General features: G+C 74.4%; 23 protein-coding genes. 11 read left to right on the top strand and 12 right to left on the bottom strand.

Translation table 11 applies throughout. The features are described 5' to 3' along the window. Positions 1-16 precede the first annotated feature (16 nt). Positions 17-1321 carry a PTS transporter subunit EIIC gene (locus tag Ae717Ps2_RS05825; protein ID WP_075307651.1) on the bottom strand — a complete coding sequence of 435 codons (1305 nt, stop codon included), beginning with the start codon at positions 1319-1321 and terminating at the stop codon, positions 17-19. Positions 1322-1490: 169 nt separating this feature from the next. On the opposite strand from Ae717Ps2_RS05825, the gene Ae717Ps2_RS05820 reads away from it, so the two are divergent. Genes Ae717Ps2_RS05820 through Ae717Ps2_RS05810 form a run of 3 tightly spaced genes read left to right on the top strand, consistent with a single transcriptional unit; the run spans position 1491 to position 2847 of the window. Then, entirely contained in the window at positions 1491-1721 is a 231-nt protein-coding gene (locus tag Ae717Ps2_RS05820; protein WP_020626212.1) for a glucose PTS transporter subunit EIIB, read from the top strand. Continuing rightward, positions 1718-2167 carry a PTS glucose transporter subunit IIA gene (locus Ae717Ps2_RS05815; protein WP_075307653.1) on the top strand — a complete coding sequence of 150 codons (450 nt, stop codon included), beginning with the start codon at positions 1718-1720 and terminating at the stop codon, positions 2165-2167. Before Ae717Ps2_RS05820 ends, Ae717Ps2_RS05815 begins: the two co-directional genes overlap by 4 nt. Continuing rightward, on the top strand, positions 2164-2847 hold the full coding sequence (locus tag Ae717Ps2_RS05810) for an HAD family phosphatase (RefSeq protein WP_158071461.1): 684 nt from the start codon (positions 2164-2166) through the stop codon (positions 2845-2847). The genes Ae717Ps2_RS05815 and Ae717Ps2_RS05810 overlap by 4 nt, the downstream gene beginning before the upstream one ends. A 7-nt stretch (positions 2848-2854) precedes the next feature. Here the strand turns inward: Ae717Ps2_RS05810 and rsmD are convergent, their stop codons facing one another. Beyond that, complete coding sequence (gene rsmD, locus Ae717Ps2_RS05805; RefSeq protein WP_075307657.1) at positions 2855-3409, bottom strand: 16S rRNA (guanine(966)-N(2))-methyltransferase RsmD; 555 nt, start codon at positions 3407-3409, stop codon at positions 2855-2857. Between the two features lie 21 nt (positions 3410-3430). Beyond that, positions 3431-6811: a pyruvate carboxylase gene (locus Ae717Ps2_RS05800; protein ID WP_075333109.1), complete on the bottom strand. Its 3381-nt coding sequence runs from the start codon at positions 6809-6811 to the stop codon at positions 3431-3433. A 150-nt stretch (positions 6812-6961) separates the two neighbouring features. On the opposite strand from Ae717Ps2_RS05800, the gene Ae717Ps2_RS05795 reads away from it, so the two are divergent. Then, complete coding sequence (locus Ae717Ps2_RS05795) at positions 6962-7666, top strand: hypothetical protein (protein ID WP_143510319.1); 705 nt, start codon at positions 6962-6964, stop codon at positions 7664-7666. Between the two features lie 4 nt (positions 7667-7670). On the opposite strand, the gene recG is transcribed toward Ae717Ps2_RS05795, so the two are convergent. Then, complete coding sequence (gene recG / locus Ae717Ps2_RS05790) at positions 7671-9851, bottom strand: ATP-dependent DNA helicase RecG (protein WP_075307661.1); 2181 nt, start codon at positions 9849-9851, stop codon at positions 7671-7673. Further along, positions 9852-11597, bottom strand: a complete 1746-nt coding sequence (locus tag Ae717Ps2_RS05785) for a DAK2 domain-containing protein (RefSeq protein WP_075312150.1) — start codon at positions 11595-11597, stop codon at positions 9852-9854. A gap of 157 nt (positions 11598-11754) precedes the next feature. Here Ae717Ps2_RS05785 and rpmB point away from each other — a divergent pair, with 157 nt between their 5' ends. Then, entirely contained in the window at positions 11755-11946 is a 192-nt protein-coding gene (rpmB, locus tag Ae717Ps2_RS05780) for a 50S ribosomal protein L28 (RefSeq protein ID WP_020627372.1), read from the top strand. A 71-nt stretch (positions 11947-12017) separates the two neighbouring features. Here the strand turns inward: rpmB and Ae717Ps2_RS40235 are convergent, their stop codons facing one another. From Ae717Ps2_RS40235 to Ae717Ps2_RS05765, 3 genes are read right to left on the bottom strand one after another with little or no spacing between them, the layout of a single operon-like run. Beyond that, entirely contained in the window at positions 12018-12353 is a 336-nt protein-coding gene (locus Ae717Ps2_RS40235; protein ID WP_083696297.1) for a DUF1707 domain-containing protein, read from the bottom strand. Positions 12354-12381: 28 nt separating this feature from the next. Beyond that, on the bottom strand, positions 12382-13062 hold the full coding sequence (locus tag Ae717Ps2_RS05770) for a uracil-DNA glycosylase (protein ID WP_086002420.1): 681 nt from the start codon (positions 13060-13062) through the stop codon (positions 12382-12384). Beyond that, on the bottom strand, positions 13059-13583 hold the full coding sequence (locus Ae717Ps2_RS05765) for a gamma carbonic anhydrase family protein (protein WP_020627369.1): 525 nt from the start codon (positions 13581-13583) through the stop codon (positions 13059-13061). Before Ae717Ps2_RS05765 ends, Ae717Ps2_RS05770 begins: the two co-directional genes overlap by 4 nt. Positions 13584-13772: 189 nt before the next feature. Here Ae717Ps2_RS05765 and mbhE point away from each other — a divergent pair, with 189 nt between their 5' ends. Genes mbhE through mnhG (Ae717Ps2_RS05735) form a run of 6 tightly spaced genes read left to right on the top strand, consistent with a single transcriptional unit; the run spans position 13773 to position 19395 of the window. Further along, entirely contained in the window at positions 13773-16511 is a 2739-nt protein-coding gene (gene mbhE / locus Ae717Ps2_RS05760) for a hydrogen gas-evolving membrane-bound hydrogenase subunit E (RefSeq protein WP_075307663.1), read from the top strand. After that, positions 16508-16822, top strand: a complete 315-nt coding sequence (locus Ae717Ps2_RS05755; protein WP_075333107.1) for a sodium:proton antiporter — start codon at positions 16508-16510, stop codon at positions 16820-16822. The genes mbhE and Ae717Ps2_RS05755 overlap by 4 nt, the downstream gene beginning before the upstream one ends. Beyond that, positions 16819-18348: a monovalent cation/H+ antiporter subunit D family protein gene (locus tag Ae717Ps2_RS05750; RefSeq protein ID WP_075307665.1), complete on the top strand. Its 1530-nt coding sequence runs from the start codon at positions 16819-16821 to the stop codon at positions 18346-18348. Before Ae717Ps2_RS05755 ends, Ae717Ps2_RS05750 begins: the two co-directional genes overlap by 4 nt. Then, the gene (locus Ae717Ps2_RS05745) at positions 18345-18749 is read left to right on the top strand and encodes a Na+/H+ antiporter subunit E (RefSeq protein WP_051050016.1); all 405 of its coding nucleotides are present in this window, start codon (positions 18345-18347) and stop codon (positions 18747-18749) included. Before Ae717Ps2_RS05750 ends, Ae717Ps2_RS05745 begins: the two co-directional genes overlap by 4 nt. Further along, on the top strand, positions 18746-19018 hold the full coding sequence (locus Ae717Ps2_RS05740) for a monovalent cation/H+ antiporter complex subunit F (RefSeq protein ID WP_226358826.1): 273 nt from the start codon (positions 18746-18748) through the stop codon (positions 19016-19018). Before Ae717Ps2_RS05745 ends, Ae717Ps2_RS05740 begins: the two co-directional genes overlap by 4 nt. After that, complete coding sequence (gene mnhG / locus Ae717Ps2_RS05735; RefSeq protein WP_083695688.1) at positions 19015-19395, top strand: monovalent cation/H(+) antiporter subunit G; 381 nt, start codon at positions 19015-19017, stop codon at positions 19393-19395. The genes Ae717Ps2_RS05740 and mnhG (Ae717Ps2_RS05735) overlap by 4 nt, the downstream gene beginning before the upstream one ends. On the opposite strand, the gene mnhG (Ae717Ps2_RS05730) is transcribed toward mnhG (Ae717Ps2_RS05735), so the two are convergent. The 4 genes from mnhG (Ae717Ps2_RS05730) to Ae717Ps2_RS05715 are packed head-to-tail and all read right to left on the bottom strand — an operon-like array spanning position 19323 to position 22463. Then, the gene (mnhG, locus tag Ae717Ps2_RS05730) at positions 19323-19781 is read right to left on the bottom strand and encodes a monovalent cation/H(+) antiporter subunit G (protein WP_337819525.1); all 459 of its coding nucleotides are present in this window, start codon (positions 19779-19781) and stop codon (positions 19323-19325) included. The two genes, mnhG (Ae717Ps2_RS05735) and mnhG (Ae717Ps2_RS05730), sit on opposite strands and share 73 nt — an antisense overlap. Further along, positions 19763-20029 carry a monovalent cation/H+ antiporter complex subunit F gene (locus tag Ae717Ps2_RS05725; protein WP_020622056.1) on the bottom strand — a complete coding sequence of 89 codons (267 nt, stop codon included), beginning with the start codon at positions 20027-20029 and terminating at the stop codon, positions 19763-19765. The genes mnhG (Ae717Ps2_RS05730) and Ae717Ps2_RS05725 overlap by 19 nt, the downstream gene beginning before the upstream one ends. After that, positions 20026-20835: a Na+/H+ antiporter subunit E gene (locus Ae717Ps2_RS05720; protein ID WP_075307667.1), complete on the bottom strand. Its 810-nt coding sequence runs from the start codon at positions 20833-20835 to the stop codon at positions 20026-20028. The genes Ae717Ps2_RS05725 and Ae717Ps2_RS05720 overlap by 4 nt, the downstream gene beginning before the upstream one ends. Beyond that, on the bottom strand, positions 20832-22463 hold the full coding sequence (locus Ae717Ps2_RS05715; protein WP_086002254.1) for a Na+/H+ antiporter subunit D: 1632 nt from the start codon (positions 22461-22463) through the stop codon (positions 20832-20834). Before Ae717Ps2_RS05715 ends, Ae717Ps2_RS05720 begins: the two co-directional genes overlap by 4 nt. Between the last annotated feature and the right edge of the window lie 4 nt (positions 22464-22467).

The following is a 22467-nucleotide window of genomic DNA, read 5'->3' as shown; positions in this document are numbered from 1 at the left end:
TGCTCCTCGTGGGTGGTCACCGGTCGGCCCGCCCGGCGGTGTCGGTGTCGCCGGCGGCCCCGGTGGTCCCGGCGCTCTCGGTGGTCGCGGCCGTGACGGTGGCCGGTGTGGTCTCGGTGCCGGTGGTCTCGTCGTCCTCCCGGCCGGGGGTGCGCAGGTTCCAGCGGCGGATCACGAAGCGGAACAGCACGTAGTAGACGACGGCGTAGGCCAGCCCGATCGGGATCAGCCACAGCGGCCGGGTGGACTGGCCGAAGTTGAGGACATAGTCGATCGCGCCGGCGGAGAAGGCGAACCCGCTGTGGATGTCGAGCGCGTTGACCAGCGCGAGCGAGGTGCCGGTGAGCACCGCGTGGATCAGGTACAGCGGCCACGCGACGTAGACGAAGGCGTACTCGAGCGGCTCGGTGATGCCGGTGACGAAGGAGGTCAGCGCGACCGACACCATGATCCCGCCGACCAGCTTGCGCCGCTCCGGGCGGGCCTCGTGCCAGATCGCGAGTGCCGCGGCGGGCAGCGCGAACATCATGATCGGGAAGAAGCCGGTCATGAAGGTGCCCGCGGTCGGGTCACCCTGGAAGAACCGCTGCAGGTCGCCGTGCACCCCCTGGTAGTCCCCGATGAGGAACCAGACGACGTTGTTGACGATGTGGTGCAGCCCGATCGGCAGCAGCAGCCGGTTCACCAGGCCGAAGATCCCGCCGCCGACGACAGCGTTCTCCCCGACCACGGTGCCCAGCCCGGTCAGCCCGGCGTTGAAGACCGGGTAGACCAGGCTCATCACCGACGCGATCACCATCATCGAGACCGCGGTGAGGATCGGGACCAGCCGACGGCCGTTGAAGAAACCGAGGAAGGTCGGCAGCGTCGTGCGGTGGAAGCGCTGCCACAGCAGCGCCGCGACGAGCCCCGCGACGATGCCGCCCAGCACCCCGAAGTCGATCGTGGCCTGCTCGCCCTTCGAGTCGAGCACCCCGGGCAGCAGCACCGGGGACAGCGCGGTGAACACCCCGTCCATGACGAGGTAGCCGACGAGGGCCGCCAGCGCGGTGGAACCGTCGGAGCGGCGCGCCCAGCCGATCGCGATGCCGACCGCGAAGATCATCGGGAGGTGGTCGAACAGCGCGCCGCCGGCCGCGGCGAGCACCGCCGCGGGCTGCTTCAGCGCCTCGACCCCGCCGAGCAGGTCGTCCTGCCCGAGACGCAGCAGCAGACCGGCCGCGGGCAGGACGGCGATCGGGAGCATCAGGCTCCGGCCGAGACGCTGCAGGCCGGCCAGCCCGGCCCGTCGTCGTACCGGTTCCGCTGTGGAGGTGCTCATGGGCTCGCACTCCTCGTGAGGTGTCGGCGACCGGGACCGGTGCGCGGGCGTTGTGGAGCCGCCGCGTCAGCCGGTACGGTCTGGTTATAACCAGTGAGGGTGCGGGGCGATCGCGGCACTGTCAAGACACTGGTCATGACCAGTAGTGACCGGAGAGCGGAGGAACCCCATGAGCAGGGCCGACGACATCGTGGCGGGGCTGGGCGGGCCCGGGAACATCACCGACATCGAGGCGTGCATCACCCGGCTGCGGACCGAGGTCGGCGACCCCGGCCTGGTCGACGACGCCGCGCTGAAGGCCGCCGGGGCGCACGGTGTGGTCCGGTCCGGGACCGTCGTGCAGGTCGTGATCGGGCCGGAGGCGGAGAACCTCTGCGACGACGTCCGGGACCTGTTGTGAGCTCCGTGCTCGCGCCCGTCGACGGGACCGTGGTCGGGCCGGCGGGGGTGCCGGACCCGGTGTTCCGCGACGAGCTGCTCGGCGGTGGGACGGCCGTCGAACCGTCCGCGGACGCCACCGAGGCGGTCGTGCTGGCCCCGGTCGGCGGGACGGTCGCGGCGCTGCACCCGCACGCCTTCGTCGTCGCCCCCGCCGACGGGCCCGGGGTGCTGGTGCACGTCGGGATCGACACGGTCTCGCTCGGCGGGGCCGGGTTCACCGTGCACGTCGCGAAGGGCGACGCGGTCGACCCGGGTAGCCCGGTGCTGACCGTCGACCTCGCCGCCGTGCGGGCTGCCGGACTGGCCGCGACCTGCCCGGTCGTCGTGCTGGACTCACCCGCCGGGTCGGTGAGCGCCCCCACCGGGCACACCGTGCGCGCCGGCGACGAGCTGTTCCGCCTGTGAGCGGCGCCGATGCAGTGGCCACCGTCCCCGACGGGGCCCCGGTCGTCTTCGACCTCGACGGCACCCTCGTGCGCAGCGAGCACGTGCACCGCCGGATCTGGGCCCGGTTCTTCGCCGAGTGGGGCGCCGAGGTCGACGACGACACCTACCGGCACCGGTTCATGGGCCGCCGCGCGGTCGACGTACTGCGCGAGGTCGTCGGGCCGTGGCGCGGCCAGGACCCCGACGAGCTCGCCGCGCAGCTGGCCGGGCACGGCTCCGCCCTCGCCGAGGACGTCGACGTCGTCCCCGGCGCACCCGCGCTGCTCCGCTCGCTGGCCGAGCGCGGGCACCGGCTCGCGGTGGTGACGAGCGCCCGTCGCAGCTGGGCGGACCGGGTGCTGGGTGACGTGCTCGGCGCGGCCCCGCTGGTCGAGCTGGTCGTCACCGCCGAGGACGTGGTGCGCGGCAAGCCGGACCCGGAGGGCTACCTCGCCGCATGCCGCCGGCTCGCCGCCGAACCGGGCGGCTGCGTCGCGTTCGAGGACTCCGTCGCCGGGGTGTCCTCGCTGGTCGCGGCCGGGATGGGCACCATCGTCGGGGTACGGACGACGGCCGGGGACGCGGAGCTGACCGCGGCCGGGGCGCACCGCACGGTGCCCGACCTGACGCCCGACCGGCTACTGGGCCCGGCGGCCTGATCCGGGCTCAGCCCACGAGCGAGCCGTGGTGCAGGACGGTGTCGCCGTAGCGGCGCGACCGGCCCGCGGTGAACCCCTCCGGCCAGCCGAACTCCCCCGACGCCTTCGCCCGCTCGACGACGACGGCCGCCCCGGGTGCGAGCCACCCGTGGGCGGCGGCGGCGCTCAGCCAGCCCGCGACCTCGTCGTCGGGCACCGCGTAGGGCGGGTCGACCAGCACGACGTCGAACGCCCGCGGCGCGGGCCCGGCCAGCACGGTCCCGGCCCGCCCCGCGACGACCGTCCCGCCGAGCCCGACCGCGGCCAGGTTGCGCCGCAGCACCCCCGCTGCCCGCTTGTCCGACTCGACGAACAGCGCCTCGGCGGCGCCCCGGGACAGCGCCTCCAGCCCCAGCGCGCCGGAGCCCGCGCACACGTCCAGCACGGCGGTCCCGTGCAGGCCCGGGTCGTGGTCGAGCGCGGAGAACAGCGCCTCCCGGACCCGGTCCGACGTCGGCCGGGTCCCCGACGGCGGCACGGCGAGCCGTCGTCCGCCCGCCGTGCCCGCGATCAGCCTGGTCATCGCTCCATCGTGCCGTGCGGCTCAGTCCAGCTCGACCAGCAGGTCCCCGCCCTCGACCTGGGTGACCTTCCCGATCGCGAGCCGCGTGACGGTGCCGGCCCGGTGCGCGGTGATCGACGCCTCCATCTTCATGGCCTCGATGGTGGCGACGGTCTGGCCGTCGTCGACGGTGTCGCCCTCCTCGACCTGCAGCGTCACGACACCGGCGAACGGGGCGGCGACGTGCGCGTCGTTGCCCTTCTCCGCCTTCTCCGCGGCCTTCACCTCGGTGGCGACCGACTCGTCGCGCACCGACACCGGGCGCAGCTGGCCGTTCAGGGTGGTCAGCAGGGTGCGGTAGCCGCGCTCGTCGGGCTCGGAGACGGCCTCCAGCTCGATGATCAGCGTGACGCCGGGCTCGAGGTCGACGGTGTGCTCGAGGTCCTCCTCCAGCCCGTAGAAGAAGTCCTTCGACGACAGCACCGCGGTGTTGCCGTACTGCTCGCGGTGGGTGTCGAAGTCCTTGGTCGGGCCGGGGAACAGCAGCCGGTTCAGCGTGCGGCGCCGGTCGTGGGCGAGGCCCTCGCGGTCGTCGCCGGACAGTTCCGCCTTCTCCGCCTCGGGGCTGCGGCCCTCCAGCGCGCGGGTCCGGAACGGCTCCGGCCAGCCCGCGGGCGGCGAACCCAGCTCACCGCGCAGGAACCCGATCACCGAGTCCGGGATGTCGAAGCTCGCCGGGTCCTTCTCGAAGTCCGCGGGCTCCACCCCGGCCCCGACCAGGTGCAGGGCCAGATCACCGACGACCTTCGACGACGGCGTCACCTTCACCAGCCGGCCCAGCATCCGGTCCGCGGCGGCGTAGCAGTCCTCGATCAGCTCGAACCGGTCGCCGAGGCCGAGCGCGATCGCCTGCTGGCGCAGGTTCGACAGCTGCCCGCCGGGGATCTCGTGGTGGTAGACCCGCCCGGTCGGCGACGCGAGCCCGGACTCGAACGGCGCGTAGACCTTGCGCACCGCCTCCCAGTACGGCTCCATGTCCCCGACCGCGGCCAGGCTCAGCCCGGTCGCACGCTCGGTGTGGTCGGTGGCCGCGACCAGCGCCGACAGCGACGGCTGGCTCGTGGTGCCGGCCATCGAGGCGACCGCGCCGTCGACGGCGTCGACCCCGGCGTCGATCGCCGCGACCAGCGTCGCGAGCTGACCGCCAGCGGTGTCGTGGGTGTGCAGGTGCACCGGGAGGTCGAAGCGTTCCCGCAGCGCCGTGACCAGCGTCCGCGCCGCAGGCGGGCGCAGCAGCCCGGCCATGTCCTTGATCGCCAGCACGTGCGCACCGGCCTCAACGATCTCCTCGGCCAGGCGCAGGTAGTAGTCCAGGGTGTAGAGCTTCTCCCCCGGGTCCGACAGGTCCGCGGTGTAGCAGAGCGCGACCTCGGCCAGCGCCGTGCCGGTGCCGCGGACGGCGTCGATGGCCGGACGCATCTGGGACACGTCGTTGAGGGCGTCGAAGATCCGGAAGACGTCCATGCCGGTGTCCGCCGCCTCCTGCACGAAGGCGTCGGTCACCTCCGTCGGGTACGGCGTGTAGCCGACCGTGTTGCGCCCGCGCAGCAGCATCTGGGTGCAGATGTTCGGCGCCGCCGCCTTGATCGCGGCGAGCCGGTCCCACGGGTCCTCGGCGAGGAAGCGCAGCGCGACGTCGTAGGTCGCACCGCCCCAGCACTCCAGCGACAGCAGCTCGGGCATGGTGCGCGCCACGTACGGCGCGACCGCGAGCAGGTCCCGGGTCCGGATCCGGGTCGCCAGCAGCGACTGGTGGGCGTCGCGGAACGTCGTGTCGGTGACCGCGACGGCGGTCTGCTCACGCAGCCGGCGCGCGAAGCCCTCGGGACCGAGCTCACGCAGCAGCTGCGCGGAGCCGTCCGGCGCCGGCGTCTCCAGGTCGACACCGACGGGCAGCTTGTCCACCGGCTCCACGACCAGCGGCCGGTCACCGTTGGGCTTGTTGACCGTGACCTCGCCCAGGTACTGCAGGATCCGCGAGCCGCGGTCGGCCGACGGGCGGGCCTTGAGCAGGTGCGGGCGCTCCTCGATGAAGCTGGTGGTCACCCGGCCCTGCTTGAAGTCCTCGTCCTCCAGCACGGCGGCCAGGAACGGCAGGTTCGTCGCCACACCGCGGATCCGGAACTCGGCCAGCGCGCGCCGGGCGCGCCGGGCGGCGTTGGCGAAGTCGTGGCCGTGGCAGGTCAGCTTGACCAGCATCGAGTCGAAGTGCGCCGAGACCTCGGCGCCGACGTGCACGGTGCCGCCGTCCAGGCGCACGCCCGGGCCGCCCGGGGAGCGGTAGACCGACAGTGTGCCGACGTCGGGGCGGAACTCGTTGGCCGGGTCCTCGGTGGTGATGCGGGTCTGCATCGCCGCACCGGTGAGGGTGATGTCGTCCTGGGTCAGCCGCAGCTCCGGCAGCGTGAGCCCGGAGGCGATCCGCAGCTGGGCGATGACCAGGTCGCGGTCGGTGACCTGCTCGGTGACCGTGTGCTCGACCTGGATCCGCGGGTTCATCTCGATGAAGTGGTGCTTGCCGCGCTCGTCGAGCAGGAACTCCACGGTGCCGGCGTTCACGTAGCCGATCGTCTTCGCGAAGTTCACCGCGTCGGCGCAGATCCGGTCCCGCAGCTCCGGGTCCAGGTTCGGGGCCGGGGCGATCTCGACGACCTTCTGGTGGCGGCGCTGCACCGAGCAGTCGCGCTCGTAGAGGTGCACGACGTTGCCCTCGGCGTCGGCGAGGATCTGGACCTCGATGTGGCGGGGGTTGACCACCGCCTGCTCCAGGAACACGGTGCCGTCGCCGAAGGCCGACTCCGCCTCCCGGCTCGCGGCCTCGATCGCGTCGCGCAGGTCGCCGGGCTCGGTGACCCGGCGCATCCCGCGCCCGCCGCCGCCGGCGACGGCCTTGACGAAGATCGGGAAGTCGATGTTCTCGGCGGCGGCGAGCAGCTCCTCGACGTCGTCGGAGGGGTCGGAGGACTCCAGCACCGGCACGCCGGCCTCGCGGGCGGCCGCCACGGCGCGGAACTTGTTGCCCGTCAGGTGCAGGACCTCGGTGGGCGGGCCGACGAAGGTGATGCCCTCCTCGGCGCAGGCACGGGCGAGGTCGGGGTTCTCCGACATGAAGCCGTATCCGGGGTAGACCGCGTCCGCGCCGGCCTTCTTCGCGGCGCGGATGACCTCCTCCACCGACAGGTACGCGCGGACCGGGTGACCCTGCTCACCGATCTGGTAGGACTCGTCGGCCTTCGCGCGGTGCAGCGAGTTGCGGTCCTCGTACGGGAACACCGCCACCGTCGAGACACCCAGCTCGAACGCGGCCCGGAACGCCCGGATGGCGATCTCGCCCCGGTTGGCCACCAGCACCTTGCGGAACATCGGTCTCCTCATCACGGTCGGCGACGAACCCCGTCGCGACAGGGGTTCCCCCGCGACGGACGCGTGATCCTGACACGATCGGAGCGGTCCCGACCACCGCTCGGGACGGGGTGCCCACCCAGCGGGACGACGCCCGGCTCCGTGAGGCACGTGGCGCGATCCGCCCACCTGGGGCACCGTGGACGGTGGTCCGGGGCGGTGGTGCCGGTGCTGACCGTGGTGGTCCAGCTCCTGTCGCTGGCGTTGCTGGTGATGGCCGTGGTCGGCGCCTACCGGCGGCTGCGCGCCGACCGCGGCCCGGCGGACGGTCCGGTGGCGGAACCGGTCCCGCGGCCTGCGCTGTCGCCCGACGCCGTCGCCGCCGAGCAGGCGTGGCGACGTGCACGGGCCGAGTTCCAGCGGCTGCGCGGCGAGTTCGCCGCGCACGAGGCCGACCCGCTGGCCGTGCTGCGCCGCCCGGCGCTGTCGGACACCACGGTGGCGGCCACCGCCCGGTTCGTCGACGCGTTCGCCGAGGCCCAGGCGCTGGACACCGACGGCTACCCGGGCGAGCCGCACGCCGCGACCCACGTGCGCGCCGTCGACGCCGCCCGCCGCGCCTGGACCGCCGCGGTGGCCGCCGCCGACCGGATCCGGCTCGCCGGGCTGGACCCCGAGGAGCGGCGCACCGTCGAGCGCGTGGTGAAGCTGCTGACCACGGCGCGGGACTCCGACTCCGAACCAGAACGGCTCGCCGCCTACGGCCGCGCCCGCGCCGAGCTGGACCGCCTCGAGCGGTCCGGGCGGGTGCACCTGCCCCGCCCGGCCCGCGCCCGGCTCGACGCCGCGGCCCGCGGTGAGCTCCCCGGGCCGTGACCGGTCAGGACTTGTCCAGGTAGGCGGCCCGCTCCTCGTCGCCGAGGGTCTCGGCCACCAGGGCCCGCAGCCGCGGGTGGCCGGCCAGGCCCGGGTCCTCGGCGACCAGGTGCCGGGCGTAGACCTGGGCCTTCTCGATGACCTCGCCGTGGCGCAGCAGCGACAGCAGCTTGAGCCCCGAGCGGGACCCGGACTGGCTCGATCCGAGCACGTCGCCCTCGCGGCGCAGCTCCAGGTCCAGCCGGGCCAGCTCGAAGCCGTCGGTGGTCCCGGCGATCGCGTCGAGCCGCTCGCGGGCGGCGGTCGCGGCGGGCATGTCGGTGACCAGCAAGCACAGCCCGGGAGCGCTGCCCCGGCCGACCCGGCCGCGCAGCTGGTGCAGCTGGGACAGCCCGAACCGGTCCGCGTCGAGCAGCACGATCCCGGTCGCGTTCGGCACGTCGACGCCGACCTCGATCACCGTGGTCGCGACCAGCACGTCCAGCTCGGCGCGTTCGAAGGCCCGCATCACGGTGTCCTTCTCCTCCGGCGGGAGCTTGCCGTGCAGGATCCCGACCCGCAGCCCGGCCAGCTTCTCGGAGATCAGCGGGGCGATGTCGAGCACCGCGAGCGGGGCGCGCCGCTCCTCGCCGCCGTCGTCGTCCGGCGGGGGCTCCTCGGTGTCCTCCTTCTCGGCGCCCTCCTTCTCGGCACCGCCGACCCGGGGGCACACGACGTAGCACTGGTGACCGGCCTCGACCTCCTCGCGGATCCGCTGCCAGACCCGCTCGATCCACGACGGGTGCTCCGCGAGCGGCACGACGGTCGTCGCGACCGGGGAACGGCCCTTCGGCAGCCCCTTCAGCTCGGACACGGCCAGGTCGCCGTAGACGGTCATGGCCACGGTGCGCGGGATCGGCGTGGCCGTCATGACCAGCATGTGCGGGGCCTTCTCCCCGCGGGCGCGCAGCGCGTCACGCTGCTCGACGCCGAAGCGGTGCTGCTCGTCGACCACGACCAGCCCCAGCTCGGCGAACCCGACGGTGTCCTGGATCAGCGCGTGGGTCCCGACGACGATCCCCGCCGCCCCGGACTGCGCGTCGAGCAGCGCCTGCCGTTTGGCCTTCGCCCCCATCGACCCGGTCAGCAGCGTCACCGCGGTCGCGTTCTCCGCCGCGCCGAGCTCGCCGCTGCGCCCGAGCGGGCCGAGCATCGCCCGCAGCGAGCGGGCGTGCTGGGCGGCGAGGACCTCGGTGGGGGCCAGCATCGCGGCCTGGGTGCCCGCGTCGACGGCCTGCAGCATCGCCCGCAGCGCGACGATCGTCTTGCCCGCGCCGACGTCGCCCTGCACGAGGCGGTTCATCGGGTGCTCCCGGGCGAGGTCCGCGGCGACCTGCTCACCCACCTCCTGCTGGCCCTCGGTGAGCGGGAACGGCAGGTTCGCGTCGAACGCGGCGAGCAGGCCGTCGTCGCGGCGCGGGCACACCGGGGCCGGCCGCGCGACGGTGGCCTCCCGGCGCAGCGCGAGCGCCAGCTGCACACCGAGCGCCTCGTCCCACACCAGGCGGTGCCGAGCGGCGAAGAGGTCGGCCTCGGTCTCGGGGACGTGGATGCGCCGCAGCGCCCGCCCCAGCTCGGGCAGCTTCTCCCGCTCGCGCAGCGACTCGGGCAGCGGGTCGGTCGGGTCGTCGATCTGGTCCAGCACCTGGCGGACCGACCGCGCGATCGCCTGCGAGGTCACCTTGGCGTTCGCCGGGTAGACCGACAGGAACGGGCGCAGCGAGTCGCTCTCCTCGATCTCCTCGAACTGCGGGTGGGTCAGCTGCAGCCGGTTGTTGAACACCCCGACCTTGCCGGAGAACACCCCGACGACGCCCTGCTTGATGAAGCCCTGCAGCTTCCAGCCGTTGAAGAAGGTGGCGTCGAGCTCGCCGCCCTTCTCGTCCCGGATGACGGCCTTGAGCATCTTCCCGCGCCGGTTGCGCATGTCCCGCAGCTCGGCCCGCGCGACCTGCGCGACGACCGTGACGTGCTCCCCCGCGACGAGACCGGCGATCTCGGTGAGCCTGCCGCGGTCGACGTAGCGGCGCGGGTAGTGCCGCAGCAGGTCGCCGACGGTCTCCAGCCCGAGCGGGGCCAGCGCGTCGGCGGCCTTGCGCCCGAGCGGCCCGTCGAGCCGGCTGTCGAGGTCGAACCCGTCGTCCATCTACTCCACTCCCAGCACCAGCGGGTAGTCGCCCTGCTCCCCCCGGTGCACCACGACGTCGACCTCCGGGTGGGTGCGGCGCAGGTCCTCGGCGAGCCGCTCCCCGAGCTCGTCGGGGGCGGCCGCGCCGAGCAGCACGGTCACCAGCTCCCCACCCGGAGTGAGCATGCGGTGAGCCAACCACAGGGCACCGACAGCGAGATCCGGGGCGATCAGCACGACCTCGCCGTCGGAGATCCCGAGGATCTCCCCCGGACGGCAGGGACCGGCCCAGGTGAGCGCCTCGGCCTCGGCGACGGCGAGCCCACCGGTCCGGGTGGCGGCCGCGGCCTCGGCCATCGCGACGACGTCGTCCGGGGCGCGACGGGCCGGGTCGTGCACCGCGAGCGCGGCCAGGCCCTGCAGCACCGAGCTCGCCGGGACCACCACGACGTCGATGCCCTCGAACCGCACCCGCTCGGCCGCGGTCTCGGTGACCGTGCGCCGGTGCGTCGCGCACGGCAGCACCACGACGTGCTCCGCACCGGTCGCCCGGATCGCGGCCAGGACCTCGTCGACGGTCGGGTCCGGGTCGGCGACCAGCACGTTCCCACCCGCGGCCCGGGCCAGCGCCCCGGCCCCGCTGCTCTCGATCATCAGCAGGACGGCGCGGTCCCGACTCGGCCGCGCCGGCGGCAGCGCCTCGATCCGGATCCCGGACGGGCGCCCCGCCGCGAGCCCCGCCTCGACCGCGGGCCCGGCCTCGGTGGTGTGGACGTGCACCATCACCCCGCCGCCGCCGCCGTCGCCGGCGAGGCCGACCGAGTCCCCGAGCCCGGCGAGCCGGGCGCGCAGCGTCTCCACCGCCGCCGGGTCGGGGGCGGGCAGCCAGTAGGTGACCTCGTAGACCGGCTGGGGCACCCACGGCACGAGCTCGCCGTCGGCGGTGACCGTCGAGGCCGGACCAGGCCCCGCCACCTGCGACGACGGCGGCGGCGCCGGATCACCGCCGGCCGCGGCGACCAGCGCGTCGAGGACGACGACCAGGCCGAGCCCGCCCGCGTCGACGACCCCGGCCCGCACGAGCTCCGGCGGGCGCCCGGTGGACCGGGCCAGCGCGGCCCGCGCCGCGTCCGCCGCGACGCGCGCGGCCTCGGCGAGGGCGACGGTCGTCCCGTGTCCCGCGTCCGTCCCGTGTCCCGCGTCGGCGGGGTCCGCGGGGTCGGCGGGGCCGGCGACCCGGGTGGGCGTCGCACCGGGGACCAGGGGCTCGGACGCAGGCCCGGACGCCGTACCGGCGGCGACCCGCGCCGCGACGGCCGCGGCGGCGGCGTCGAGCACGGTGAGTGCGGTCCCCGGACGCGGCGCGGACACCGCGACGGCCGCCAGCGCCGCCGCCCGCCGCAGCGCCCCGGCGAGCAGCTCACCGGCGGGGGTGTTCGGGCGTCGTGCCGCCGCGGCCTCCAGCTCCTCGGCCAGGCCCCGGAACAGCTGGGACAGGATCAGGCCGGAGTTCCCGCGGGCTCCGCGCACGGCGGCCGCGGCCAGGGCCGACGCGGCCCGCACCGGTCGGACGTCCTCGGCCGCGTCCCCGTCGAGCGGGGCCGAGGCGGCCGCGCGGGCGGTCAGCAGCAGGTTCGACCCGGTGTCGTGGTCGGCGACCGGGAAGACGTTGATGCGGTCGATCTCGGCCCGCCCGGCGGTGAGCCGCTCGGCGGCGGCGTCGATCCAACGGCGCAGCAGCGCGGGGTCGAACGGCGAGGCCACGGGCACCACACTAGGTGCGCGGCGGCCCCCGGTGCCGCGGGACGGCCCCGCGCGCCGGTCGCGACACGGGGGTGGCTAGACTTGAAGGCCGAGCCTCGGCACGTCCGTGCCGAGAATCTGTTCGTGAATCTGTTCGTCAACCCGAGGAGTGTCCGACGTGGCTGCCGTCTGCGACGTCTGTGGCAAGGGTCCGGGCTTCGGCATGTCCGTCTCGCACTCGCACCGCCGCACCCACCGCCGCTGGAACCCCAACATCCAGACGGTGCGCGCCGCGATCAACGGCGGCAACCGCCGTCGGATCAACGCCTGCACCTCCTGCCTGAAGGCGGGCAAGGTGACCCGCGTCTGAGTGCGCGAGACCCGAACCACGATCGAGGCCCGGTCCCCTGGGGACCGGGCCTTCGTCGTTCCCGGGGCGGCTCACTCGACCATGGACCGCCACCAGCTGCGGCGGGGACCGCGCACCGTGACCGACCCCATGCCGACCTTGCCGTGGACCACGACGTGCGGCCCGGCGGCCCCGGGCGTCGAGGGCACCTTGGTCTTCACCTCGCCCCAGGACGCCTTCGTGCCGTCGACGTCGGCGGTGCCGCCCTCGGGCAGGTCCGCCAGCGGCGGCCGCAGGTCCCGGGCGACGCGGGCGGCGTAGACCGCGTCGAGCCGTTCCTCCAGCTCGGCCAGCGTGATGCGGCCCTCACCGAGGGCGTCGTGCAGCCGGCGGGCCGCCGCCTCACGGTCGGCGTCCGATATGCGCATGTCCCCCGGGTCGTCCACCCGGTCCAGCCTAGGGCAGCTTCCAGTCGACGGGTTCCCCGCCGATCTCCTCGAGCAGGTCGTTGGCCCGGCTGAACGGCCGCGACCCGAAGAAGCCGCGGTCGGCCGACATGGGCGACGGGTGCGCCGACTCGATCGTCGGCACGTCCTCCAGCAGCGGCGCGAGGTTGCGGGCGTCGCGGCCCCAGAGGATCGCCACCATCGGCGCGGCGTCGCGGGCCACCAGGGCGCGGATCGCCTGCTCGGTGACCTCCTCCCAGCCCTTGTTGCGGTGCGAGGCCGGCTCTCCCGGTGCGACGGTCAGGCACCGGTTGAGCAGCAGCACGCCCTGCTCGGTCCACGGGGTCAGGTCGCCCGAGCTCGGCGCCGGGTGCCCGAGGTCCTCGGTGTACTCGCGGAAGATGTTCTGCAGCGAGCGCGGCAGCGGCCGGGTCCCGGGGGCGACGGAGAACGACAGCCCGACAGCGTGCCCCGGGGTCGGGTACGGGTCCTGGCCGACGAGCAGCACCCGGACGTCGTCGAAGGGCTGCTGGAACGCGCGCAGCACGTTCGCCCCGGCGGGCAGGTAACGACGGCCCGCGGCGATCTCGGCACGCAGGAACTCGCCCATCGCGGTGATCGTCTCGGCGACCGGCTCCAGGGCCCTGGCCCACCCGGCCTCGACGACCTCGTGCAGCGGCTTGGCCATCAGCCCTCCAACCGGCGCAGCTGGGAGGCGAACCGGCGGCCCCGGTCCACGTAGGACTCCACGGCGTACCGCCAGCGGTCGGCGGGCACCTCGTAGCCGTCGCGGACGCGGGCGGGTACGCCCAGCGCCATCCGGTACGCGGGCACGTCGGCCTTCGGGGAGACGACCGCGCCCGCGGCGACGACCGCGCCCTCGCCGACCGTCGCCCCGTTCAGCACCACCGAGCCCGACGAGACGAGCGCGCGGTTGCCGATGGTGGCCGCCTCGATGTGCACGTTGTGCCCGACGGTCACCTCGTCCCCGATGATCGTCGGCTGCTGCAGGGTGGTGTGGATGATCGACCCGTCCTGGATGCTGCTGCGGGCGCCGACCTCGATCCGGCCGTCGTCGCCGCGCAGCACCGCGGTCGGCCAGACGGTGGACTCCGGGCCCAGCGTCACGTTGCCGATCACGACGGCGTCCGGATGGACGTAGGCGGTCGGGTGGATGTCCGGTTCGGCGTCACCGAGCGCGTACAGAGGCACACCGGGAGGGTACGAAGCCCCCGCGGACCGCCACGCCGGGGGCCCACCCACCCCGGGAAACCGTGCGCGGCGCAACCGGGTGGAGTGACCGGAAACCTCGGTGTGGAAACCCCGTCGAACGGGTAGAAGCTCCCGAGTCATGATCAGGGTGCCTGGCACCCCCGGCCCCCTGGACGGAGGCGCTGCCCGGTGATCCCCCTGGTCACCCTGGGTGGGGCGGTCGCGCTGGCGCTGCTCGCCCCGGTGCTCGCCCGGCTGCTCGGCCGCAACGCCGGCTACCCGCTGGCCGCGGGTCTCGCCGCGCTGGCCGTGTACGCGAACACCGCCGCCGGAGAGGTCGTCCGCGGGGAGGTCCCCACCGCGGGCGTGTCCTGGATGCCGTCGCTGGGCGTCTCCTTCGGCCTGCGCATGGACGGCCTGTCGCTGCTGTTCGTGACGATCGTGCTGGGCGTGGGCGCGCTGGTGATGGCCTACTGCCCGCGCTACCTGGAGGCGTACTACCCGATCGGCACGGTCTACGGCCTGCTCACCGGGTTCGCCGCCGCCATGATCGGCCTGGTCACCGCGAACGACCTCGTGCTGCTCTACGTGTTCTGGGAGCTCACGACCGTCCTGTCGTTCCTGCTGATCAACACCGCCGGTCCGGCGGCGGCGCTGCCGGCGGGCCGCGCGCTCGTGGTGACGGCGATGGGCGGGTTCGCCCTGCTCGGGGCGGTGGTGATGATCGGCGTCGCGGCCGGGAGCACCAGCCTCGACGTTGTGCTCGCCGACCCCGGCGCGGTGCTCACCAGCCCCCTGGCCCTGCCCGCCGGGGCGCTGCTGATCCTGGCCGCGGCGACGAAGTCCGCGCAGCTGCCGTTCACCTTCTGGCTGCCCGGCGCGATGGTCGCGATGACCCCGATCAGTGCCTACCTGCACGCCGCGACGATGGTGAAGGCGGGCATCTACCTGCTGATGCGGTTCACCCCGATCTACGTGCCGTCGGTGGCCTGGTCGGCGGTGCTCGTCCCGCTCGGGCTGGCGACGGCCGTCGTCGGCGCGGTGCTGGCGCTGCGCGAGCACGACCTGAAGGCGATGCTCGCCCACTCCACGGTCAGCCAGCTCGGCCTGCTCACCGCCGCGATCGGCGTCGGCACGTCCTACGCGCTGTCCGCGGCGGTCCTGCACACCTTCGCCCACGCCCTGTTCAAGGCGACCCTGTTCATGCTGGTCGGGATCATCGACAAGGAGGCGGGCAGCCGGGACGTCCGCGAGCTCGGCGGCCTGTGGAAGGTCATGCCGGTCACCGCGGCACTGACCGGGGTCGCCGCGCTGTCGATGGCCGGGGTGCCGCCGCTGCTCGGGTTCGTGTCCAAGGAGAACCTCTACGAGGGCTTCCTGGAGGCCGACTTCGCGCCCGGTGCCGGGCCGGTCGCGGCGGCCGTCGCGGTCGTGGCCTCGGCGCTGACCTTCGCCTACTCCGCCCGGATCGTGCACGGCGCGTTCGGCGGCAGGCTCACCCAGCCCGGCCTCTACGAGCCGTCGTGGGCGTTCCTCGCACCGGCTGCCGTCGCCGCGCTGCTCGGGCTGGTCCTCGGGCCGGCGGTGCGGGTCCTCAACCCGCTGACCGACCGGGCCGCGCGCGACCTCGACCCGGGCTCGGAGCCGGTCACGTTCGTGCTCTGGCCCGGGTTCGGCACCGCCCTGGTGCTGTCGGTGCTCACCGTCGCCGCCGGTCTCGCGCTGTTCCACTGGCGCGGCCGCGTCGACCGGGCGCTGGAGCGGCTCCCGGTGCCCGACGGCGCCGCGGTCTTCGACCGGATCCGGGCCGGGGTGCTCGACCTCGGCGCCCGGGTGGGGCGGCCCGACACCGACCCCTCCCCCGCCGCCGTCCTGGTCCGCCCGGTGCTGGCGCTGCCGGTGCTCGCCGTCGTCGCCTGGGTGGCGCTGCCCGCACCGGCACCGTTCCCCGGGCCGGTGACCCGTCCGCTGGACTGGGTGGTCGTCGTGCTCGTGGCGGCCACCGTCGCCGGGGCCGTGACGACCCGTTCGGTCACCGCGGCACTGGCGCTGACCGGCTTCGGTGGGCTGGCGACGGCGCTGTGGCTGCTGCTCGCGGGCGCCCCGGACGTCGCGATGACGCTGCTGCTGGTCGAGGTGCTGACCACGGTCGTCGCGGTGCTGGTGCTGCGCGGACGCGGGGTCCGGCTGCGCCGCCCGGCGCGGTGGCGGCGGGTCCCGGCCGCGGTGGCCGCACTGGCCGCGGGCCTGTCGCTGGGGGCGGCGACCTACGTCCTGACCGGGCGGCGCGCGCCGTCGCCGGTCGGCGGGTACCTGCTCGACACCGCGGAGGCCGCGACCGGCGGGACCAACGTGGTCAACACGATCCTCGTCGACTTCCGCGGCATGGACACCTTCGGTGAGGCCGTCGTCGTCGGGGCCGCGGCGCTCGGCCTGCTCGTGCTGATCCGCCGCGGCGAGGCCGGGGCCGATGCGAGCCCGCGGCAGCGCGTCGCCACCGACGGCCCGGCCGACACGATCGTCATGCGGGTCGCGAGCCGGGTGCTGGCCCCGCTGATGCTCCTGATGTCGCTGTTCCTGCTCTGGCGCGGCCACGACGAGCCCGGCGGCGGGTTCATCTCCTCGCTGGTCGGCGGCGTCGCGATCGTGTTCCTGCGGCTCGCCCACCGCGGCAACGCGTGGGCACTGCGGCTGCGGCCCGAGCCGCTGGTCGGGTCCGGGCTGCTGCTGAGCCTGCTCACCGGGATCGCGGTGTACCCGCTGGGGCTGCCGTTCCTCACGCCGGTGTACCTGCCCGGCGGGGTGCTGTTGTCGTCGTTCGTGTTCGACCTCGGGATCTACCTGATGGTGGTGGGGCTGATCGTGGCCGCGACCGACCGGATCGGCGGGCGCGCCCGCACCGGCTCCGTGCTGGGGAGCTCCGAGTGACCGCCGCGGTCGTCGTCGCCGTGCTCGTCGCGGGCGGGGTCTACCTGATGCTGCAGCGCGAGCTGCTGCGCACGGTGCTCGGGTTCGTGCTGCTCGGCCACGGGGTGAACGTCCTGATCATCTCCGCGGGCGGGATGGCGACCCGCGAGCCCGCGCTGCTGGGCCAGCAGGACCGGGCGCAGATGGCTGACCCGCTGCCGCAGGCGTTCGTGCTCACCGCGATCGTGATCGCCTTCGCGATCACGGTGTACCTGCTGGCCCTGCTGAAGGCCGGTGGCACCGCCGACACCGAGGAGGACGAGCCCCGGTGACCGGTCTCGAGGCGCTCGTCGTCGTACCGATCCTGGTCCCGCTCGCCGCGGCGGGCCTGCTGATCCTGCTCACCGCGCGCCCACCGGGCGGGGGCGGACCGTTCCTGCTGCCGATGACGGCGCGCCGGGTGGTCGCGTTCACCGCGCTCGTGGTGTCGACGGCGGTGTCGGCGGTCCTCCTGGCGGCCACCGCGGACGGCGCGGTGATCGTGCAACGGCTCGGGAACTGGCCCGCGGGCATCGCGATCCCGCTGGCCGCCGACGCGTTCGGCACGATCATGCTGACCGTCACCGGGGTGCTGGGGATCGCCTGCCTGGCCTTCGCCGCGGTCACCGGCTCCGACACCGACCGGGCGTTCCTGCCGCAGTCGCTGCTCCTGCTCGCCGGGGTGCACGGCGCCTACCTCACCGCGGACCTGTTCAGCCTGTTCGTGTTCGTCGAGGTCATGCTCGTCCCCAGCTACGTGCTCATCGCGACCGGCCGTGGCCCGGAGCGGATCGCGGCGTCGCGGCTGTACCTGACGGTGAACCTCCTGGCCTCGACGGTGTTCCTCGCCGGGCTCGGCCTGGTCTACGGCGTCGCCGGGACCGTGCAGCTCGGTGACCTCGCCGGGCGCGCGGTGACCGACCCGGCACTGGCCGCGGCGACCGCAGTGATCCTGCTGGCGCTCTCGGTGAAGGCCGCGCTGGTGCCGCTGCACAACTGGCTGCCGCGGGCCTACACCGCCGCGCCGGCCGCGGTCACCGTGCTGTTCTCCGGGCTGCTGACCAAGGTCGGTGTGTACGCGCTGTTCCGGATCTACGCCCTCGTCTACGACGGCGACCCGCGCTTCCTGCCGGTCGTCCTGGTGGCGGCGCTGCTGACGATGGTCGTCGGGGTGCTCGGCGCGGTCGGCGCCGGCGGGATGCGCCGGATCCTGACCTTCCACATGGTCAGCCAGATCGGCTACATCGTGCTCGGCCTGGCGATCTCCACCCCGGCCGGGTTGGCCGCCGCGATCTACTTCCTGGTGCAGTACGTGCTGGGCAAGGCGGCGCTGCTGATGGTCGCCGGTGCCGTCGAGCAGTACGCCGGCACCGACACGCTGTCCCGGCTCGGTGGGCTCGCCGCCCGCAACCCGGCGACCGCGGTCGCGTTCGCGGTGTCGGCGCTGAGCCTGGCCGGGATCCCGCCGCTGTCCGGGTTCGTCGCGAAGTTCGCCCTGGTGCTCGGCGCGGTCGAGGCCGGCATGGTCGCCGCGGCGGTCGTCGCCGTCGCGGTCAGCGTGGTCACCCTGCTGTCGATGCTCAAGATCTGGAACGGCGCGTTCTGGGGCGGCGAGGCCCCCGCACCGGACCCCGGGGGCGGTGCGGGCACCGTGGTCGCCGTGGCGGTCCCGGTCCGCGCGGGGGTCCCGGCGCTGGCGCTGGGGGCGCTGTCGCTGCTGCTCGGGCTGTGGGCGGAGCCGCTGCTGGCGCTCTCGACGGTCGCCGGGCAGGGGCTCGCCGACACCGCCGCCTACGTCGGGGCGGTGGGGGCGCCGTGACCACCCGCCGACGTGCACCCGGGCGCGGCGGGCGCCTGCGCGCCGCGGTGGGGTTCCTGCTGTGGTTCACCGGCGAGTTCCTCCGCGCCAACGCCGTCGTGCTCCGCGAGGTCCTCACCCCCGGGCACGGCATCGACCCGGCGGTGGTCCGGGTCCGGCTGCGGTCGCGGAGCATGGTCGAGATCGCGTCGATCATGAGCCTGCTCAGCCTGACGCCCGGCACCCTCGCCCTGAACCTGACCACCGGCGCGCGCAGCCCGGAGCTGCTCGTGCACGGCATGCACGCGTCCGACCCGGAGCAGCTGCGGGCGAGCGTGCACGAGATGGAGGACCGGTTGCTGGCGTTCCTGCGCCGCCCCACCCCGGGTGTGGTCGACCGCGATCCGGAGGAGACGCCGTGAGCACCCTGTTGCTGGACGCCGGGATCGTCCTGCTGGCCCTGGGCCTGCTCGTCGCGGTCTGGCGGGTCCTGGCCGGGCCCACCGACGCCGACCGCGGGCTGGCCGTCGACTACGGCTTCGTGGTCGTCGTCGGGCTGATCGCGCTGCTGGCGCTGCGGCTGGGCTCGGTCGCGATGCTGGACCTCGTCGTCGTCGCGACGCTGGTCGGGTTCCTGACCACGGTCGCCGTGGCCCGGCTGATCTGGGCGGAGAAGGGGGCTCGCAGATGAGCGGCGTCGACGCCGGCCTGGGGACCGTGCTCACCGGCGGGCCCGTGCAGAACGCGATCGGCGGCGTCGTACTGGGTGCCGGGGTCCTGCTCGTGGCGGCGGGCGCGGTCGGCCTGGTGCGCCTGCCCGACGTCTACAACCGCACGAACGCCGTCACCAAGGCCGCCGGGCTCGGGATCGTCGCGATCCTCGTCGGGGTCGCGATCCTGGTGCCCGAACCGGGGGTGCTGCTCACCCTCGGCGTGGCCGTGGCACTGCAGCTGTTCACGATCCCGATCGCCAGCTTCGCGATCGGGCACGCCGCCTACCGGTCCGGGGCCCCGTCGACCCCGTCCACGCTGCGCGAGGACGACCCCGGCTCCGGCGACGACGGCTGAACCGTCCGCACCTCCCGGGCGCGCGCGTCGCTGTCGATGTCCTCCCCCAGGTCGTCGACGACGAGCGCGTCCCGGTCGATCGCGCCGCTGCGGTAGGCCGAGCGCCCGACCACCTGCGAGATGACCGGCGCCGTCAGCACCTGGAACAGCACGACCAGGATCAGCGTCGAGGAGTTCTCGAACTCCAGGTTGACCGCGACGCCCAGCAGGATCAGCAGCAGGCCGAGGGTCTGCGGCTTGGTGGTGGCCTGCAGCCGGGCGGGCAGGTCCGGCAGCCGGACCAGCCCGAGCGCACCGAGCAGGCAGGACAGCCCGCCGGCGAGCATCAGTGCGGCAGAGACCACGTCGAGCACGTCGTGCAGGCCCATCAGCGGTGCCGCTCCCATCGTTCGACCAGGCGGGCCGCCGTCGCCGAGCCGACCAGCGCGATCAGCGCGACCGCGGCCAGCAGCGGGATGTTCGACCCGTCGGAGTAGATCGCCGCGTACACCGCGGCCGCGGCCACGATCAGCACGACGAACACGTCCAGCGCCGCGATGCGGTCCAGCGTCGTGGGGCCCTTCAGGAGCCGCCACATCGTCAGCACCCCCGCGGCGGTCAACATGATCAGTACCAGCGTGTGGACGACGGTCACCGGTCGTTCCTCCCCGTGTCCCCGGCGGCGACCGCGGCGACGGCGGCGGCGCACCGGTCCCGGTCCTCCTGGCTGCCGACGGCGTCGATCACCCGCAGCTGCAGCCGCATCATGTCCCGGCGGAGCCGTTCGACGGCGCCGGGCCGGTGCAGGCCGAGTGCATAGACGTACCAGCGACGCCGGGCCCGGTCGATCTGCAGCGTGAAGCTGCCCGGGGACAGCGCGCAGGCCGCGACGATCGTCGTCGCGGTGCGGTCCGAGCCGGTACACAGCGGTAGCCCGACGATCCCGGACCGGGCGCGCGGCCCGTGCCGCAGCGTCACCATGCTGACCCGGATCCCGGAGACGACCAGGTCCGAGGCCAGGAACGCCAGCAGCCGCAGCAGCTTCCACGGGCGGAACGGGAGCCGCTCGGGCAGCAGCGGCAGCGGGAAGATCGCCGTCACCGCGAGGCCGACGAGCAGACCGCCGACGATCGCGGCCGCGGACACGCTCCCCCACAGCAGCACCCACACCAGCGCCAGCGCGAGCACCTGCGGGATCCGCCGGCGCACGCTCCCGCCGCGGGCGGACCCGCCCATCGGCTCGGCGACGGTGTCGGGGACCGGTGGCGGCACCCGGGCGGGGGTGCGGGCGTGGTCGGGCTCCGGCGGCTCGCCGACCTCGGCCGCGCCCATCTCGGCCTCGCGGCGCGCCTCCGGCGAGGAGAGCACGGCGTCCTCGCGGTCGTCGCCGTCGGGGCGGCCCTGCGGGTCCGGGCCGTCGGTCGTGCCCGCGCCACCGCGGCTCGGGGTCTGCTCGCTCACGGGGTCACCTCCGGGGTGTCGCCGGCCGCGGTCCGCACGGTCGTGTCCCCGGCGAGGTCACCGGACCGTCCGCTCGCGCTGATGGTCCCGTCACCCCCGGGGTCGGCGCCCGGCCCGAGGACGGCGGCGGTGTAGCCGGTCCGGTCGTGCAGGTCCACCCCGGCCCTGGCCGTCACCCCGGACAGCGGGCCGGCGAACACCGCGATCGCGACGCTGACCACGACCAGCGTGGACGCGCCGACGTACATGCCGCGGGCGCTGCGCGCGGTCCCGACGACGAGCTCGTCGTTCGGGTCGTCGTCGGCGAGGGGCTCCTTCGGGGCGCCCCAGAAGACCCGCACCCAGACCCGGGCGACGGCGTAGAGGGTCAGCAGGCTCGCCAGCACGACGACGGCGGCGACCAGCTCCCCGGCGAGGCCCGCGCCCGCACCGGCCTGCAGCAACGCGAGCTTCGCGACGAAGCCCGAGGTCGGGGGCAGCCCGGCCAGGGTGATCGCCGGGATCGCGAACAGCACGGCCAGGTGGGGTGCCTGCTGGGCGAGCCCACCCATCTGGGAGATCGACACGGTGCCGGTCCGCCGGGTGATGAGCCCGCTGACCAGGAACAGCGTCGCCTGCACGGTGATGTGGTGGACGACGTAGAGCCCGGTCCCGGCGATGCCGTCGGGGGTGTGCAGAGCCAGCCCGAACACCATGAACCCGATGTGGCTGACCAGCAGGAACGACAGCAGCCGGTTGAGGTCGTCCTGCGCGACGGCGCCGAGCGCGCCGACCACCATCGTCACCGCGGCGATCACCAGCAGCAGCGTCGAGGGGCTGTCCTGCGGGAACACCAGGGTCTGGGTGCGCAGCAGCGCGTAGATGCCGACCTTGGTGAGCAGGCCCGCGAACAGCGCGGTGACCGGGGCGGGAGCGTTCGGGTAGCTGTCGGGCAGCCAGAAGTGCAGCGGCACGATCGCCGCCTTGATGCCGAACACCACGATGAGGACCAGGGCGAGCACCGCGCGCAGGCCCTCCGGCAGCGCGCCCATCCGCCCGGCGAGGTCGGCCAGGTTGACCGTGCCGGTGGCGGCGTAGACGAGCCCGACCGCGGTCAGGAACAGCAGCGACGAGGTCAGCGACACGATCACGTAGGTCATGCCGGACCGGATCCGCGACGCCGACGTCCGCCGGGTGATGAGCACGTAGCTCGACGCCAGCATGATCTCGAACGCCACGAACAGCGTGAACAGGTCACCGGTCAGGTAGGCCAGCGACACACCCGTCGACAGCAGCAGGAAGATCGGGTGGAAGGTGGTGCTGGCGGTCTCCCGGCCGTAGTCGGAGATCCGCTGGTCGATCGCGTAGACCAGCACCGCGAGCGTCACCACCGAGGAGATGAGCAGCAGCAGCGCCGACATCCGGTCGGCGACGAGCACGATGCCCATCGGGGCGGGCCAGCCGCCGAGCTCGGCGACGACCGGCCCGTAGGTGTCCGCGGCCACCAGCAGCACCGCGCCGACGACGCACACCAGCGCCAGGGTCACCACGCCGATGACACGCTGGGCCGAGGCACGACGGCTGACGACGACGCTGGTCGCGGCGCCCAGCATGGGCAGCAGCACCGGCAGCGTGACCAGGGCCTGCAGCGGG

The organism is Pseudonocardia sp. Ae717_Ps2 (assembly GCF_001932475.1).
In the GTDB taxonomy this organism is placed as follows: Bacteria; Actinomycetota; Actinomycetes; order Mycobacteriales; family Pseudonocardiaceae; genus Pseudonocardia.
This window is presented reverse-complemented; position numbering and strand designations above follow the sequence as displayed.

Bases quoted from the DNA above. Each gene is read 5' to 3' on its own strand.
- Ae717Ps2_RS05825 (WP_075307651.1), bottom strand. From the start codon at position 1,321: ATGAGCACCTCCACAGCGGAACCGGTACGACGACGGGCCGGGCTGGCC.
- Ae717Ps2_RS05820 (WP_020626212.1), top strand. From the start codon at position 1,491: ATGAGCAGGGCCGACGACATCGTGGCGGGGCTGGGCGGGCCCGGGAAC.
- rsmD (WP_075307657.1), bottom strand. From the start codon at position 3,409: ATGACCAGGCTGATCGCGGGCACGGCGGGCGGACGACGGCTCGCCGTG.
- Ae717Ps2_RS05800 (WP_075333109.1), bottom strand. From the start codon at position 6,811: ATGTTCCGCAAGGTGCTGGTGGCCAACCGGGGCGAGATCGCCATCCGG.
- recG (WP_075307661.1), bottom strand. From the start codon at position 9,851: ATGGACGACGGGTTCGACCTCGACAGCCGGCTCGACGGGCCGCTCGGG.
- Ae717Ps2_RS40235 (WP_083696297.1), bottom strand. From the start codon at position 12,353: ATGCGCATATCGGACGCCGACCGTGAGGCGGCGGCCCGCCGGCTGCAC.
- mnhG (WP_083695688.1), top strand. From the start codon at position 19,015: ATGAGCGGCGTCGACGCCGGCCTGGGGACCGTGCTCACCGGCGGGCCC.
- mnhG (WP_337819525.1), bottom strand. From the start codon at position 19,781: ATGGGAGCGGCACCGCTGATGGGCCTGCACGACGTGCTCGACGTGGTC.